The 16,568-nt window shown below is 42.1% G+C and carries 17 protein-coding genes; 3 read left to right on the forward strand and 14 right to left on the reverse strand.

What is annotated here, in order from left to right; translation table 11 throughout:
• Nucleotides 1–500: 500 nt before the first annotated feature.
• A complete protein-coding gene (locus tag NAF01_RS20025) occupies nt 501–1,598 on the forward strand; it encodes a M24 family metallopeptidase (RefSeq protein WP_250801018.1) in 1,098 nt (365 codons plus the stop codon).
• Between the two features lie 100 nt (nt 1,599–1,698).
• On the opposite strand, the gene ald is transcribed toward NAF01_RS20025, so the two are convergent.
• Together ald and NAF01_RS20035 are read right to left on the reverse strand one after the other, a co-directional pair.
• A complete protein-coding gene (ald, locus tag NAF01_RS20030) occupies nt 1,699–2,820 on the reverse strand; it encodes an alanine dehydrogenase (RefSeq protein WP_250801019.1) in 1,122 nt (373 codons plus the stop codon).
• Between the two features lie 142 nt (nt 2,821–2,962).
• A complete protein-coding gene (locus tag NAF01_RS20035) occupies nt 2,963–3,130 on the reverse strand; it encodes a hypothetical protein (RefSeq protein WP_197087582.1) in 168 nt (55 codons plus the stop codon).
• Between the two features lie 111 nt (nt 3,131–3,241).
• On the opposite strand from NAF01_RS20035, the gene NAF01_RS20040 reads away from it, so the two are divergent.
• Nucleotides 3,242–3,694, forward strand: coding sequence for a universal stress protein (locus NAF01_RS20040; protein WP_048008351.1), 453 nt, complete (start codon nt 3,242–3,244; stop codon nt 3,692–3,694).
• A 37-nt stretch (nt 3,695–3,731) separates the two neighbouring features.
• On the opposite strand, the gene argH is transcribed toward NAF01_RS20040, so the two are convergent.
• From argH to pbp4b, 3 genes are all read right to left on the reverse strand, one after another.
• Nucleotides 3,732–5,129, reverse strand: a complete 1,398-nt coding sequence (argH, locus tag NAF01_RS20045; protein ID WP_250801020.1) for an argininosuccinate lyase — start codon at nt 5,127–5,129, stop codon at nt 3,732–3,734.
• Nucleotides 5,126–6,334, reverse strand: a complete 1,209-nt coding sequence (locus NAF01_RS20050) for an argininosuccinate synthase (RefSeq protein ID WP_197213128.1) — start codon at nt 6,332–6,334, stop codon at nt 5,126–5,128. Before NAF01_RS20050 ends, argH begins: the two co-directional genes overlap by 4 nt.
• Before the next feature lie 192 nt (nt 6,335–6,526).
• Nucleotides 6,527–7,915, reverse strand: coding sequence for a penicillin binding protein PBP4B (pbp4b, locus tag NAF01_RS20055; RefSeq protein WP_250801021.1), 1,389 nt, complete (start codon nt 7,913–7,915; stop codon nt 6,527–6,529).
• Nucleotides 7,916–8,155: 240 nt separating this feature from the next.
• On the opposite strand from pbp4b, the gene NAF01_RS20060 reads away from it, so the two are divergent.
• On the forward strand, nt 8,156–8,470 hold the full coding sequence (locus NAF01_RS20060; RefSeq protein ID WP_048008347.1) for a hypothetical protein: 315 nt from the start codon (nt 8,156–8,158) through the stop codon (nt 8,468–8,470).
• A gap of 35 nt (nt 8,471–8,505) precedes the next feature.
• Here the strand turns inward: NAF01_RS20060 and NAF01_RS20065 are convergent, their stop codons facing one another.
• The 9 genes from NAF01_RS20065 to sppA form a co-directional block, all read right to left on the reverse strand.
• Complete coding sequence (locus NAF01_RS20065) at nt 8,506–9,018, reverse strand: MogA/MoaB family molybdenum cofactor biosynthesis protein (protein ID WP_197213126.1); 513 nt, start codon at nt 9,016–9,018, stop codon at nt 8,506–8,508.
• Between the two features lie 41 nt (nt 9,019–9,059).
• On the reverse strand, nt 9,060–9,899 hold the full coding sequence (locus NAF01_RS20070) for an EcsC family protein (RefSeq protein ID WP_048008345.1): 840 nt from the start codon (nt 9,897–9,899) through the stop codon (nt 9,060–9,062).
• Between the two features lie 394 nt (nt 9,900–10,293).
• Nucleotides 10,294–11,481, reverse strand: coding sequence for an acetate kinase (locus NAF01_RS20075; RefSeq protein ID WP_048009295.1), 1,188 nt, complete (start codon nt 11,479–11,481; stop codon nt 10,294–10,296).
• A gap of 287 nt (nt 11,482–11,768) precedes the next feature.
• Nucleotides 11,769–12,752, reverse strand: coding sequence for a class I SAM-dependent methyltransferase (locus NAF01_RS20080; RefSeq protein ID WP_048009296.1), 984 nt, complete (start codon nt 12,750–12,752; stop codon nt 11,769–11,771).
• 129 nt (nt 12,753–12,881) lie between these two features.
• On the reverse strand, nt 12,882–13,382 hold the full coding sequence (gene tpx / locus NAF01_RS20085) for a thiol peroxidase (protein ID WP_035330317.1): 501 nt from the start codon (nt 13,380–13,382) through the stop codon (nt 12,882–12,884).
• A gap of 130 nt (nt 13,383–13,512) precedes the next feature.
• Nucleotides 13,513–13,980 (reverse strand): GerW family sporulation protein, encoded by a 468-nt coding sequence (gene ytfJ / locus NAF01_RS20090; protein ID WP_197213125.1) that lies wholly within the window; start codon nt 13,978–13,980, stop codon nt 13,513–13,515.
• A gap of 18 nt (nt 13,981–13,998) precedes the next feature.
• Nucleotides 13,999–14,694: a DUF2953 domain-containing protein gene (locus NAF01_RS20095; RefSeq protein ID WP_197213120.1), complete on the reverse strand. Its 696-nt coding sequence runs from the start codon at nt 14,692–14,694 to the stop codon at nt 13,999–14,001.
• An 88-nt stretch (nt 14,695–14,782) separates the two neighbouring features.
• Nucleotides 14,783–15,367 carry an RDD family protein gene (locus NAF01_RS20100; protein WP_250801022.1) on the reverse strand — a complete coding sequence of 195 codons (585 nt, stop codon included), beginning with the start codon at nt 15,365–15,367 and terminating at the stop codon, nt 14,783–14,785.
• Nucleotides 15,368–15,382: 15 nt separating this feature from the next.
• Nucleotides 15,383–16,393 (reverse strand): signal peptide peptidase SppA, encoded by a 1,011-nt coding sequence (sppA, locus tag NAF01_RS20105; RefSeq protein ID WP_197248365.1) that lies wholly within the window; start codon nt 16,391–16,393, stop codon nt 15,383–15,385.
• Nucleotides 16,394–16,568 lie beyond the last annotated feature (175 nt).

Raw genomic sequence — 16,568 nt, forward strand, 5'->3', positions numbered from 1 at the left:
TAAAGATATATTTCTGAAGTTGGATAACTGTCTAGCTCCACAAGGAACGCTTCGACAGCATCATCATCGCACGGCTAAAAGCGTTAGCTTTTAGGAGGAGCGCCTGCCCCCTCGAGGTCACAAGCTTGTCTAGTTTCGGCTCCTAGGGACTCGGGGTCATAAGCCGTTAACTTTCAGAAGGAAAAAACACCTTCTTACAGGAACCGTCTTATGCCTGTCTTCCCTTGGCAGTCGCCTCCACATTTCGGGCAATCCTCCCAAAAAGGCAAAGAACGCCTTTCCGGGAGGCTCGTCTTGTGCTTGAGGCCCCCAGGACAAGGAAGGCTTCGTCAGCATAAACATCGCACCACCGAAAGCGACAACTTTTGGAAGGATGGGGGTCATGCAGACGTTGCCACAGGACGTGGCGCTTTTAGTCTGCGTTCTATCGTGACCAAGGCGCTTGCGCTTTTCGTTTTTAGTTGCTACTCTCAAAGTATGAATATATAAGGAGGTTCACTATGAATAACAGATTGCAGAAACTGTCACAGTGGATGAAGGAAAATGATATACAAGTCACTTTTGTAACATCACCGGATAATGTATTTTATTTAAGCGGCTTTTTAAGCGACCCTCATGAACGCTTGCTTGGACTGGCTGTTTTCCAGGAGGAAGAGCCATTCCTCGTATGTCCGGCTATGGAAAAAGAAGATGCCAAGAATGCTGGCTGGAGCCATGAAATTATTGGCTACAGCGATATTCAAAACCCTTGGGAATTTATCCATACATCCATACATAAAAGAATCAGAAAAGTAAATAAAACAGCAATTGAAAAAGAGCATATGAATGTGGAACGTTATGAAGCCATCTCCGGCCTGTTCAGCGGTGCTTCATTCGTTTCGGCAGAAGCAAAGCTTCGCCAGCTTCGTATGGTTAAGGATGAAAAAGAATTGGAAATCATCCGCGAAGCATGTGCACTGGCTGATTTTGCGATTGAAACAGGCTGTGCCGAGATCCAGGAAGGAAAAACGGAACTGGATGTTCTGGCTGCCGTAGAGTACGCATTAAAGAAAAAAGGCGTTAATGAAATGTCTTTTTCTACCATGGTCCTGACGGGGGCTAACGGCGCTTCCCCTCATGGCACACCAGGAATGACGAAGATTCAAAAAGGGGACTTAGTGCTGTTTGACCTCGGAGTTGTCTGGAATGGCTACTGTTCAGATATTACAAGAACTGTAGCCTACGGTGATATCAATGATAAACAGAAAGAAATTTATGATACGGTCTTAAAAGCTCAGCTTGCAGCGGTGGAAGCGAGCAAGCCGGGAGTCACTTGCGCAGATATTGACCTGACAGCAAGAAACCTGATAGCAGAAGCCGGATACGGCGACTATTTCCCTCATCGATTAGGCCATGGGCTGGGTGTGAGCGTGCATGAGTACCCTTCATTAACGGAAACAAACCCGCTTTTGCTTGAAGAAGGTATGGTCTTCACCATCGAACCGGGTATCTATATCCCAGGTGTTGCCGGAGTGAGGATTGAGGATGACCTTGCTGTAACAGCAGACGGAGTAGAAATTTTGACCAAATTCCCGAAAGAACTTCAAATTATTAAATAGAGAGCAGAACAAATTTCAGAAGATCCGGGGCTAATCAGCCCCGGATTTTTATATAAATTCTGAATCAGAGCAGTATCGCAGATAAGCGTGCGCCTTCAGCTTATTGCTGCTCCAATTGTGTTCTCGCATCTGAATAGTCAAGGCTATGGGCCTCAGCTACCGCCTTGTATGTCACGTAGCCATTTAATGTATTGACTCCCTTTAATAAAGCCTCATTATCCAGACAAGCCTGTTTGTAGCCTTTATTTGCTATTTGAACTGCATAAGGAACCGTCACGTTTGTCAGTGCAATAGTTGATGTTCTCGGAACTGCCCCAGGCATATTAGCTACCGCATAATGAACGACGCCATGTTTTTCATATGTGGGATGGTCATGGGTAGTAATTCGATCAGTTGTTTCAAAAATCCCTCCCTGATCAATGGCGATATCCACGATAACAGAACCCGGGCTCATCGTTTTGATCATTTCCTCCGTCACAAGCTTAGGAGCTTTAGCACCCGGAATCAGTACAGCTCCAATGACGAGGTCTGAATCCTTAACAGCTTCAGCGATATTATAAGGATTTGAGATTAAAGTAGTTACTTCTCTTCCAAAGATATCATCAAGCTGCCGAAGGCGATCTGGATTCAAATCGATCATAGTCACCTTGGCACCAAGACCAATTGCCATCTTTGCCGCATTGGTTCCAGCTACACCGCCGCCGATTATAGTAACTTTCCCACGCTGTACACCGGGGACCCCCGATAGGAGAATTCCTTTCCCGCCATGTTTTTTTTCAAGGAACTGTGCGCCTACCTGAGCTGCCATTCTTCCCGCTACTTCACTCATTGGAGTTAATAGAGGCAAAGTCCGGTTGGAAAGCTGGACAGTTTCATAGGCAATGCCTGCAACCTTTTTATTTATTAAAGCATTAGTCAATTCAGGTTCAGCAGCCAAATGCAAATATGTAAAGAGAATTAACCCTTCCCGAAAATACACATATTCGCTCTGTATCGGCTCCTTCACCTTCATGACCATTTCCATGGCCCATGCCTCTTCCGCAGTCTGAACAATATGTGCGCCTGCACTCATATAGTCGCTGTCTGTAAAGCCCGATCCAATCCCGGCACCCGTTTCTATATAGACTTCATGGCCAAATTGGATAAGATTCATAATACCGGCAGGAGTCATGGCAACCCTGTTTTCATTGTTTTTTATTTCCTTTGGAACTCCGATACGCATTCTGCATACCTCCGTATTTTTAGTGATACCGCTATTAACTTTATATGGCTATTTTAGGGAAAAGTAAACATTTCCTTCGCCTATTTTTCCCTCCCAACCCGCATATAAAAAGCCCTCATTTATTTATGAGAGCTTGCTTTTCTTATTGCAGATCGCCTTCATTCCGTTCGTGAGCTTCCATGTCAAACTCGGCATTTGGCTGATCAATAACCCCGCTGTTATAAGCATTCATGATTTGTGCGCTAACTTCATTAGTACCCTGCTCATCAAAGAAATATGCGGATCCTGCTTGTGGTTCCCTCTTTTCCATCTTCATCTGCTCCTTTTCATAAAATTTTTATCAGCCTTATTATTGTTCGATTTTCTGTTACAGATATTCAATTTTTATAGATGTATAATATAGGTAAAGGAGGAGATTCAAATGGGCATGAAGTATAAAAACATATTAGTCGCTGTAGATGGTTCAACTGAAGCAGAATGGGCTTTTAAAAAGGCAATCGAAATTGCCAAGCGCAATAACGCTTCTCTGGTATTGGCACATATCATTGATACCCGCACGTTTGCCACTGTTGAAGCCTATGACCGTACCATAGCTGAAAGGGCTGACCGTTTCGCAACAGAATTAATGGAAAAATACAAAAGAACGGCTATGGATGCAGGCATCGAGAATGTAACATATGAAGTTGACTATGGTTCTCCTAAAGTGAAGGTTCCAAAGGATATTGCCAGAAAGCACAATGTTGACCTGATCATTTGCGGGGCAACAGGCATGAACGCGGTTGAACGTTTCATCATCGGCAGTGTATCTGAACATATCACCCGCTATGCCCGCTGTGATGTCCTCGTAGTCAGAACGGATAAAGAAGAAGAATAGAAAAAATGGCGCTGCCTGCTGCAGCGCCATTTTTACATTACTTATTGGCAAACTCTTTAGTGCTGACGACGTATTCCTTCGCTTTTTCAATCGCGATGCATACTTGTTTGAATCCTGTTCCGCCTGCACTATTTCTTCTTTTGACAGCTGTATATGGATCCAGCACTTCATAAATATCTTCTTCGAACAATGGATGGGCACTCTTGAAATCATCAAGCGGCAAATCTCCAAGGAAGCATCCCTTTTGTACACAGACAAGGACCAGCTTCCCGACAATCTCATGTGCTTCTCTGAATGGAATGCCTTTATCAGACAGATAATCCGCCAGTTCAGTAGCATTGGAAAAATCATTTTTAGTCGCTTTTTCCATCTGCCCGGTTTTAACCTTCATGGTGCGGATCATCCCGGCAAAGATTTTAAGGGAACCTGTGACTGTCTTTACAGTATCAAACATCCCTTCCTTATCTTCCTGCATATCTTTGTTATAGGCAAGGGGCAGACCTTTCAATACTGTCAAGAGACCCATGAGGTTTCCGTAGACACGTCCCGTTTTACCGCGGATGAGCTCCGCCATGTCGGGGTTCTTCTTCTGAGGCATGATGCTTGAGCCTGTTGCAAAGCTGTCATCGAGTTCAATGAATTGAAATTCCTGGCTTGACCAAAGGATGAATTCTTCACTTAAACGTGACAGATGCATCATCAGGATGGAGCTTGAAGATAAGAACTCCAAAATAAAGTCTCTGTCGCTGACAGCATCCAGGCTGTTCTCATAAATGCCTTCAAATCCGAGAAGCTCAGCCGTATATTCACGATCAATCGGGAAAGTCGTGCCAGCCAGCGCACCAGCTCCAAGAGGTGATACGTTAATTCTCTTTAGACTTTCAGTGAAGCGCTCTTTGTCCCTCTCAAGCATCCAGAAATAAGCCATCAGATGGTGGCCAAAAGAGATCGGCTGTGCCCGCTGCAGATGAGTATAGCCCGGCATGATGGTTTCCACATTCTTTTCAGCCTGGATGATTAACTCTTCTTGCATTTCCTGAATCAATTCAACAATTTGCTCCACCTGCTTGCGGAGATATAAATGCATGTCTGTTGCCACCTGGTCATTTCGGCTTCTTGCTGTATGAAGTTTGCCGCCGACAGGTCCCGTCAGTTCAGTCAAATGGCTCTCGAGATTTAAATGAATATCTTCTAGCTTTACTGAGTAATCCAGTCCATCCTTGGCTGCTTTCTCTTTTAGCTGCTGAAGGCCTGTTTTGATTTTTTCTGCTTCTTTCTCAGTAATAATTCCTGTTTTAGAAAGCATGGAAACATGGGCCATGCTTCCTTCGATATCTTCCATAACCAATTCCTGGTCAAAAGAAATTGATGCTCCGAATTCATCTACCCATTCTTCAGCAGATTTTGTGAATCTGCCTCCCCATAGCTTTTTCACACTGTCACCTTCTTGCTGTTTTGAACAATGCTCTGCACTTTTGTCGGCAGCCCCCATAGTTTAATAAAGCCAACTGCCGCATTATGATCAAATTCATCATCTGAAGTATATGTTGCTAAATTTTCGTCGTATAGGGAATAAGGAGATTTTCTTCCTTCAACAATTGCATGGCCTTTAAAGAGCTTTACTCTGACTGTTCCTGTTACAAATGTTTGTGTTTCTTTCAGGAAAGCCGTTAACGCATTGTTAAGCTGAGAGAACCACAATCCTTCATATATAAGTTCAGCCACTTTTTTCTCAATAACCGGTTTAAAGTGGGCCATTTCTTTAACCATTGTTAAGTCCTCAAGCTCTTTATGGGCTTTCAGAAGTGTCATCGCACCCGGGCACTCGTATACTTCACGGGATTTGATGCCGACAAGGCGATTTTCCACATGGTCGATACGCCCAACCCCATGCTTGCCTGCGAGCTCATTCAGGTCGGCAATAAGTTCGGAAAGCTTCATGCTATTGCCATTCAAGCTGACTGGCACACCCTTTTCAAAACCGATTTCAACCGTATCAGGTGTATCAGGAGCTTTTTCAAGAGAAACGGTAAGATCGTATGCATCTTCCGGAGGAGCAGCCCATGGATCTTCCAGAACTCCGCACTCATTGCTTCTGCCCCATAAGTTTTGATCAATGCTGTATGGAGAATCCAGGTTAATTGGGATAGGTATATTGTTTTGTTTTGCATATTCAATTTCTTCCTCACGTGACCAGCTCCATTCACGAACCGGAGCTAAGACCTGAAGATCAGGGTTAAGAGCCTGAATTGCCACTTCAAAACGAACCTGGTCATTTCCTTTGCCGGTACATCCATGCGCGACTGCTACTGCACCTTCTTTTTCTGCTACTTCAACAAGCTTTTTGGCGATCAGCGGGCGTGAAAGTGCAGAAATCAATGGATACTTGTTTTCATATAAAGCATGTGCCTGAAGTGCAATTAATGCATATTCATTAGCAAATTCCTCTTTTGCATCAATCACATAAGATTGTACTGCTCCAACAGTTAAAGCTTTTTTCTGGATAAAGTTCAGATCTTTTCCTTCCCCAACGTCAAGGCAGCAGGCAACAACAGCATAACCTTGATCCTGCAGCCATTTAACCGCAACTGATGTATCCAGACCGCCTGAGTATGCAAGAACAACTTTATTTTGTGACATTTATATTTCCTCCTTAGAATATACGTATAAATATACATTCAAATTATGTTTTTATTCATTTATTATTCTCTTACTTTAACAACCTTTTATTTAAAAATCAATACTTATTCTTAAAAATGTATAAAAATAAATACAATTTTTCCAATAAAAAAAGGCAAAAGCCCTGTATTTAGCTTTTGCCTGCAGTATAGGTTAATGTTTTAAAGCTTCATAAACCGCTGAAATTACACTTCCATATTGACTGATACTGTATGTGTCACCTTGAAACTTATGCGGATCTTTTAATGGATCGATGACAGGAGAATGTTTTTTATTTGTCAGGAGAGCGATTGCTAAATTATTTTCGCGGTCTATCACCGTTACTGTTCCTGTCCAGCCGGTATGACCGAATACTTCTTTCCCGGCATACTCGCTGAACATCCACTCCATACTTGAATCTCCGTTCAAACGCCATCCTAACCCATATGTAGGATTCATATCATAAGGTTCTACAAATTTATCAATTGTTTGTTTATCAAATAATTTTATATTTCCATAGCCCCCATCATTAAGCATCACCTGCATCAGAACAGCAAGATCTGAAGTCGTGGAAAAGAGACCTGCATGCCCGGATATTCCATCCATTGAATAAAAGGACTTTTCATCATGAACCTCTCCCTGGAGGGTATAGGTCCGGATATTAGGAAAGGAAATAACGCCATCCCTTGTGTTGCCGTGAAGTTCAGTTGCAGCGAAATCCTTTTCTTTGAATCCCTTGCGGAGAGGATTAAATAAAGTATGCTTTAACCCTAAAGGCTTATAAATATGATTCTCAGTATAACGGTCAAGCTGCTCTCCAGTTATTTTTTCAATAATAAATCCCAGCAGCATATAGTCAATATCACTGTAAACCTGTTTGGTGCCAGGTTCATACTGAAGGGGAGTTTTTAGAATCATGGAAAGCGTTTTACTGCGTTCCTGGGAATACAATTCTCCCGCTCTTTCAGGATTATGATAATGGACGCTCGAAGGAAATCCGGCTGTATGATGAAGCAAATCGATGATCCGGAGTTCACCTTTCCCTTTTATCTCATCGTCAGCTGAATCTTTAAATTCAGGAAAATAATGCTGAATTTTTTCTTCAAGATTGATCTTTCCTTCACTGAGAAGATGCTGCAGTGAAAAATTAACGGCATACATTTTCGTATTTGATGCTAAATCAAACATAGTTTTTGTTTTCATTTTCTGCGGGTGATTTAAAGGATCAGATTCATCAAAGACTTTGGCTGAACCATATGCAGAATTTTTAACAATCTTGCCATCTTTAATAACGACTAAAGCCGCTCCTGGAAAACCATTTTCGATTTCCTCCTCGATCAGCTTATCAACCTCTTTGAGCTTTTTGGAAGAAAAGCCTGCATCCTCCGGGCTCTTTGATTTTGATAAAGTTGGATATTCTAAAGCTTTTTTATGCTTAAATACTTGCTCTATTGGGCTGTTTCCTGTTCTGCCCAATTCTTCTCCCAGGGCTGCAGCGGGGTAAGGCAAAAGCAAACCCACCACCAGGCCTAATACTGTTAAGTGCGCTATAAATCTTTTCATATTCTCCCCCAATTATTTGTTTTAATATTCTTAATAGTCAATATACTATCGATATCTATTAAAGCTGTAAACCAATACCATAGCCTTTCTATTAAATCAGTACTTGTGAACCAAGTTCATCTATCTTCATATTAGTTCCATAGTAGTATCTGCAGAAAACGTTTGAATACTAAAACAACCATGCACCGAAAACATCTTTATAGTAAAATAAAAACAAGATTATTGTTTGGGGGATTCATAATGGAGGAGCATTTTTCACATAATGGCCGTCTTGGCATTCCTATACCCGCTTTTGACCGGGAATGGGATGAATATTCACCAAAAACACAGCAGATGATTTTGTTTCAATGGGAAAAAATAAGAGGCAGGATTCCTGACCGCATTGCCGAGCTTGAAGCGGATATTAACAGGAAACAGGCTGAGCTGTCAGATGAGGGCAATTTTGAAAGATCATGCAGACTCAACAGTGAAATTTCAGAACTGGCATCCGTTATAAATGATTTGTGGCTATGGTATCGAACGAATCAGGATATTTCAGGGAAGATGCATTCATAAAAAAACCTTTCCGCAGCGGAAAGGTTTTTGGCCTCTTATAAATCTTTTCTTAGTTCCCTGACGATATGCCCGAGTTCAGGCAGGATCAGCTTATTCATTGCAAGGCGGACTGCCCCTGATGACCCTGGTGTTGAGAAAACTGCTTTATTTTGCACTGTGCCTGCAGCAGCCCGTGAAAGAATGGCCGCAGACCCAATATCTTCAGTGTAGCTCAGCATCCTGAACAATTCGCCGAATCCGTCAATTTCTTTATCAAATAATTCTCTAACCGTCTCGATCGTTACGTCCCTGAGGGCTATACCTGTGCCTCCATTCGTTAGCACAGCGTCAACCCAGGGGTTTTCACAGCCTTTTAATACGGCCTGTCGAATGAGAGTTTTTTCATCCTTGACGATTTCATAGTCAGCAATGATATGCCCTGCCTCTTCAAGCAGCTGAATCATCAGCTTTCCGCTTTTATCCGTTTCTTCATCTCTCGTATCACTCACGGTGATCACTTTGCATCTAACTTCTTTTGGCGCTTCTTTTTTATGCTCTACTGTACTCACTTGGGACCACCTTTACTTAAAGATCCTATCTATCCTTGATTTCACTGCTGATCATTCTTTCTATGCAGATATCTCATCTGGTAATATTTATGGGCAAATTCTGTTACTTTTCTTGTCAGCTGGTAATTGGTCCCTGCTCCAATAGCCATGCTGATAAAAGGAATACCCTGAATCGATTTTCTGCGGAAAAAGAAAATAGCCATTCCTTTAAAAAGCTGCTTCATTGGCTGCTCAATCCAGGTGATATCAGTCAACTCTTCTTTTCCTTCATAAAAATAGAATTCTTCCTGATTCTTCAGCTCGTTCATTAATTCTTCCCAAGCACTGCCCTGCATGCGCGGCGGCAGTGTGGCTGCGTGAAAAACCTTAAGAGAGCTCATCATTTCGAATGGAGTATTAACCTCAAAACCATAGGTCATGGCAATCAGCTGTACGGCACGAAGATTAATAACCGCCATTGCGGGAATATCTGCCCCCAGCATGAGAGAGCTGCCTGACCCCGCAATGCCGCCCTGTGCAAAAGAATAAAGACGATGCCGGGCAATTTGCTGCTGAGCTATGTATTGAAGCTGGTCGATATTTAATTGCTTTAGATCTTCGATCGTCTCGATATCAGAGTGAAATACACGTCCTGCCGTCAAAATTCGCTCTTTCGCATCCATTTGAAGCTGTGAACCCTGAATAAGCGCATGAAGATGAAACAGCCAGCTATCCATTGCCGAAAAAAATTGCTGCTGAACTTCTTCTGGCAACAGTGAAAAAGACCCCTCCAATGATTTATCATAAACCATTTCCAAATCATTGGGCTCATAACTCAACAGCTTGTTTTCCCACTCCTGAATACCTGCCAAAACGCTTTCTTCCCGTTCGTTCAATGGCATCGCAATTCCTCCCAAAACATTTTTTCTTGGACTCAGTATAGCATAAGTAAGATGGGGAATTCTCCTCCCGGCTGATGGGCAATAAATCCGATAAAGTGAAACTTCAATCAGTGGGGATTTTCCTTATCCCCTACTGATTGTTAGTCGCGTTCTAGTGTCGCAAAGATCTCCGCTAGCGCTTCGATCAATCGACACTACGAACCCGATTGGTTCAACTAAGCCTCTGCCTGCGCGTCGGCAAGTTTCACTGTATCTCACCAATCGGGCCTTTACGGGCAGTTTGACCCCCGCTTAGCCTCCTTTGATTCCTCTGAGTCTAGAAGTGGGGTCTTACTGCCCGTTAGACTGCGATAAAAAAAGACAAGAGCGATAAGCCCTTGCCTTGTTATGAATTCTATTTTGCCAATCTCACAACATCACGCGCTATCATAACTTCCTCATTTGTCGGGATAATCATGACTTTAACTGGTGAATGAGGGTAGTTGATGAATGCTTCTTCACCGCGCACTTTGTTTAATGCAGGATCCCAGTAAACGCCCATGAATTCCAGTCCCTGAAGAACGCGTTCACGGATGACATCACTGTTTTCACCGATTCCGGCTGTGAAAATGATAGCATCTACGCCATACATGCGGGAAGCATAGGATCCGATGTATTTATGGATTCTGTTTGCGAATACTTCAAGAGCCAATTCTGCTCTTTCATTTCCTTCAACAGCTTGAATTTCAATGTCGCGAAGATCACTGGAGAAGCCGGAAACACCAAGCATACCGCTCTTTTTATTAAGAACATCAAGTACTTCATCAGCGTTCAAGCCTGTCTTTTCCATAATGAATGGAATAAGAGCAGGGTCAAGGTTGCCTGATCGCGTACCCATTGTAACACCCGCTAATGGAGTGAATCCCATTGATGTATCGATTGACTTTCCGCCTTCAATAGCTGTAATGCTTGCTCCATTTCCTAAGTGACAGGAGATGAGGCGAAGCTGGTCAAGCGGACGGCCCAGCATTTCTGCTGCACGCTCTGAAACATATTTATGTGAGGTTCCATGGAAGCCATACTTGCGAATGCCATATTTCTCATAATACTCATATGGCAAGCTATATAGGAAAGAGCTTTCAGGCATCGTCTGATGGAACGCAGTATCGAATACTGCCACTGCAGGGACATTTGGAAGTACCTGCTGGAACGCCTTGATTCCTGTAATATTAGCCGGGTTGTGAAGAGGTGCAAGCTCAGATAGTTCATCTATTTTTGCAAGCACATCATCCGTAATAACTACAGAATCATTGAAAGCTTCACCGCCGTGAACAACACGATGGCCAATGCCTTCGATTTCATCAAGCGATTTAATGATCCCCAGATTAGTTAATTTGTCCAGAAGGATTTTAACTGCTACTGCATGATCTGGAATATCTGTTACTTCCTTGATTTTTTCGCCATTTACAGAAATATTGAAGACTGCGTTATCCAGCCCAATACGCTCGATTAAGCCTTTCGTAATAACATCTTCACTCGGCATGTCAAATAATTGAAATTTTAATGAAGAACTGCCGGCGTTAATTGCAATGATTTTTGCCATAAAGCTACCGCTCCTTTAGAATGTTCAAAGAGACTGATCTGTCACTTTAAACCCATACTTTTATATAACAATGTGTGATACGGCGATATAAAGTAATACAACTTTATTTTGTGCATCGGCCACAATTAATATCTCTCAATTTTCCATTTAAACACTGTATGCAAAACATTTCAAGAATCACCTTGCAATGATATCGTTTTCATGTTAAATTAAATATTTTCTGATACTTCCTTATATTTTTTCATTTAAAAAGAAGCCGGCAAATGCACAGCTTCTTTTCGTTTACTTTATTTACTTTCTTTAAACCAGACATCAATTTTCTTGAGAATTTTTTCTGCTTCTGCTGTTTTAGATAAGCTTGGCAAGTTGACTAGGAGCGCCTGCTTTGGGGGAGTGACTCCTTCCCCTTTCTTCTGAAGGATGAATATGCTTTTGGCCGCTTTTTCATTTTTGAACATAGTGAGCGGCAGCTGTATCAATCCTTGAATGTAGGCATTTTCCTTGATAAATTCATGAAGCTTGGGAGCCTGATCACTTTCGAACATCCCATTTGGAATGATAAAAAATAAATAGCCGCCTGATCTAACATGATTCATACTCTGCTCAATAAATAAGTGATGAGAATAGGAATGCCCCTCATCCGCTTTTAGCTTATACTCGGCCGAACGGACATCATTCGGATAATACCCGACAGGCAGATCACTTACTACGGCATCAGCAGATTCGATAAACAGCGGTTCAAGACTATCCTGATTGAAGAATTGAATGGGGTGCTCCTGTAAATTGGCATTGATATAAGCAAGCTTAATCAATAAGTCATCAATTTCAATCCCGTTTGCCTCAATTACTTTACCGCTTTGGTGATTCATAACAGTGGTCAATAAATTTCCTGTTCCTACCGCAGGATCAAGCAGGCGGAAGCTTTTATCCTGAATGAACTTTTCCACAAGATACCCCATCAGCATTCCCACTGCATCAGGAGTCATTTGATGATTGGGCTGCACATTTTCTTTCATGCCTTTTAATATAGCAAGCTGAAAGGACTTTCTGATTTCTTCTTTTGTGCAGCTGCTTAAGTCAATGGCTTCATAACTCTTCCTGAGCCTTTTAACTGTTAATTCACTGAGCTCATCCTGAAGAATACTTTCATGAAATAAATTCTCTCCTGTTTCAGCAAGAGCTTCTAAGTATGTACAATGCAGTTCTTCCTGCATAATTACAGCCGTTTCGTTTAAAATCGTAAATAAATCCTCAACCGGAGTTATTTTCACAGCATATTCCTCCCGTCCTTATTCTTTTTCCTATTTTAACGGGCTTTTGGTTCATTCACAAGTTTCGTGCTGAGGAACAAAAAAAAAATTAAAGCCCCGGAATGAATCCGGAGCTTCCAATTATCTATATTATTTCGCTTGTTTAGCTGCTTCCACTGCTGCTTCATAGTTTGGATGATCTGTTGCCTCACTGACATATTCCGCATATGTCACAGTGTCGTTCGAATCAACAACAAAAACCGCACGGGCCAATAGACGAAGTTCCTGGATGGCTACCCCAAAAGCTTCTCCGAAAGACAGGTCGCGGTGATCGGAAACAGTTTGAACATTTTCAATTCCTGCTGCTGCACACCAGCGCTTTTGAGCAAACGGAAGATCTACGCTTACAGTAAGAATTTTAACATTATCAAGCTTGGAAGCTTCTTCGTTAAAACGGCGTGTCTGTGCATCACAAACGCCCGTGTCAATAGAAGGAACTACACTGATAAGACGTACCTGTCCTTTTGAATCAGCAAGTGTAACTTCAGAAAGGTCATTTGCCAGAACCTTGAATTCAGGAGCTTTATCTCCTGCTTTTACTTCATTACCCAGCAATGTTACAGGATTTCCTTTGAACGTAATAGATGCCATTTAAATCGTCCTCCTTAATCACTTATGTACAGTGTAAATCATATCTTTTCAGAATCTTTTTTGCAATTATTAAGGATACATTCCAAGAAAAAAGTTAACTCTCCATAGGAAAGTTAACTTCCTTCTCCTCTTAGATATCAAGATCCTGTTTAGGTCCGTTGTACTCATCACTGTTTTCCTGCTGATTCTGGCCTTGCTGGCTGCCGGAGCCGGTTTCTTTCTTATTATTAAACATCTGCTGAATTTTATCGACTGCCTGCGGGGCAAGGTCAAGAATTTTCTCATACAAATGAGTGCTTTCATCAAGATGAACCATTTTTACCCCGTGAGAATTTACAATCAAAAAGGCGATTGGTGTGATGGAGACACCGCCTCCGCTCCCCCCGCCAAACGGGTGGCCCTTTTCCTCGCCTGATTGTCCATCAAGCATAAATTCGCTTCCTCCTGCTGCAAACCCAAAGCCAACTTTTGAAACGGTTAAAATTACACTGCCATCGGGGGTTTCTACTGGATCCCCAATTATCGTGTTAACATCAATCATCTCTTTCAGATTTTCCATGGCAGTTGTCATAAGCCCTTGAATAGGATGGTCAGACATTCATTGCTCCTCCTCTTTCTAGACAGTTTTAGTCCCATCATCAGATAAGGCAGAAAGCGGCTTTGTCCTGAAGTCCGCCCGGCTGCCTTTCCAATATTTGATCAGTTTAATTCCTGCAAACATAGCATGCCCGACCCGAAAATGAATCATACATGAAATGGCTGTTTGTGAAACGGAAAATTGAAAATGGGGAGTAACTGTGATTCTGGGAGGCGTTTTCAGTTTCATATAATGACTTATTATTCCTAAAATGCTCCCTTTTATTGCCCAGAGAGCCCCGGTGATCATCCCCGTATGGGCTGCATCCCCAAGGCCTGCAAAAGTATGCCATTCAAGATTCCGGATGGTTACATGCTTTAGAAATTTCCGTATAATTTTGTGGAGAGACACGATATGATTAAGCATTGCTTTCGTGTCATGCAAACTATTAATAAGATCCGTCGCGGAGAATTGCTTAGTATCTTTATCAGAAGTATTTTCCTGTGGCCCTGCAGCCGTCTGTTCCTTTACGACAATCGTTGGCGAGTTATCATCAACCTTTATCAGCGGGACTTCAATTTTGTACCTGATCAGCCCGAACCAGGCTTTCATTTGGATTTTCAAATGATCATTATCGTTTCCATGATAAAAATGAAAATATATTTTTAGTTTTGTTATCATAACTAGAATTAAAAGAAGTATGAGGGCAATTACGGCAATCAGGAGCCACTTCACTTTTTTTCACACCCTTTCAGCTTTGTATTATGCCCAACTGAACAAAAATAAACCTGCCACCAGGCGGTGACAGGCTTCCATTTCTCATTTAAATAACTTGTTCATTTTGCCTTTCATGAACAACAGAGGTATCTGCAAAAAGATCATGCAGTCCCTGTTTCTTAGGCAGGAAGGCTACAATGACATAGCCGATAAAAATGCTCACTGATATAAAACGGCCGATCCATTCACGGAACAAAATTGTGCCCCATGTCAGCTTTTCCCCTTTAAGATCTACTACTTTTAAACCAAATACCATTTTCCCGAGCGTCTGGCCAAAAAACTTTGTCATCAGCACAAAATAAGCGTAGAACGTAATGGCAGTTGCTATGGAAATCGGTGCAAACAAATTGCTTTCATGCAAAGGAATATCCAATGCTCTAAAAATTGGATTGATCAATATCCGGTCCACACTGCCAACCACAGCCAAATCTAAAAGATAAGCCCAAAATCTCATCCAGAAACCAGCAAACCTGATCGGTGCCGAAGCTTTTTGAATGGGGAGGGTTTCTGCCTGTATGGCCGTTTCCTTACGAGCCGGATCTGCTTCATCAAAGGCTGACTCGATCCCGCCTTCAACCTGGTTTAACTCAGGATGGGCAAGCTCTCTTTCATTCGGATCATTTGAAGTCATCTTTTCTCCCCCTTCCTATTCAGCATAAAGATACATTAAACGCGGTGAGTTTGGCTGTGATAATAACTTCATCACGCCTGCCATTTCCAGGTCATCACCCATGATTTTTCGCGCACCCATGCTGAACATGGATCCGAACCCGAAATTCTCAGAATACTTTACTACCTGCGCACCATTTAATTTATGATCTTTCTTTAATTGTTCAATAACATCATCGTCATAGCCAAAACCATCAATCAGATTCAGTTCTTTCGCCTGCCGCCCGTCATAAATTCTGCCGTCAGCAACTTCTTTCACCTGTGCCTCAGTTAATCCGCGGCCTTCCGAAATAACTTTAACAAATCCCTCATAGGAATTATTAATCATGGATTGAAGAATTTTTCTTTCCTCATCCGTCATCTCCCTGGTAGGGCTCATAATATCTTTATATGGACCGCTCTTAATCGTAACGAACTCGACACCATATTTTTCAGCAAGCCCCGCATAATTATAGCCCTGCATGATAACACCAAGAGAACCGGTCAATGTCTCGGGGCTGGCAAAAATCTTGTCAGCTGGAGCAGAAATATAATAGCCTCCTGATGCAGCCATTGATCCCATCGATATGTATACCGGCTTCTTTGTTTCTTTTTGGATTTCAATAATCTTATCATGTATTTCGGCGCTTTCCACTACCCCTCCGCCTGGGGAATTAACCTTAATGACTATCGCCTTTACTGTACTGTCTTCTTTTACATAGTCAAGATTATCCATAAACCCTTTGTGATTATATCCCGGACTTGCAAATAAAGAAGCTGCATCACCCGTATCCTGGATCACTCCATTCACGTCCAGCACAGCAATCTTTTTCTGTGCATTTCCCTCTTCAATGACTTCTTCCAAAAATGCTTCATTGCCTCCTGCAAAGAGTTCATTTACCGAGCTTTCAAAATCTGTAAATGCAAATGCAGTCACGAAATTCAGCACAACGGAAAATACAAACAAACCTGCTGCTATACCCAGTGCAGCCCAACGTTTTCCATTCATTAAGAAATCCTCCTTTTAAAATGCCCTCTCCTAACATAATCAGCCGCCTTGTTAGACAGATTATGATTCCCAGAAAACCTATTCGCCACATATTCTTCATACGTATAAAACTTTAAAAATGTTTCAAAAAAAGGTAAACTGAATTCAACAACCATAATCATAGCAAAATTTGAAT

It is taken from the genome of Cytobacillus firmus, assembly GCF_023657595.1.
GTDB lineage: Bacteria > Bacillota > Bacilli > Bacillales > Cytobacillaceae > Cytobacillus > Cytobacillus firmus_B.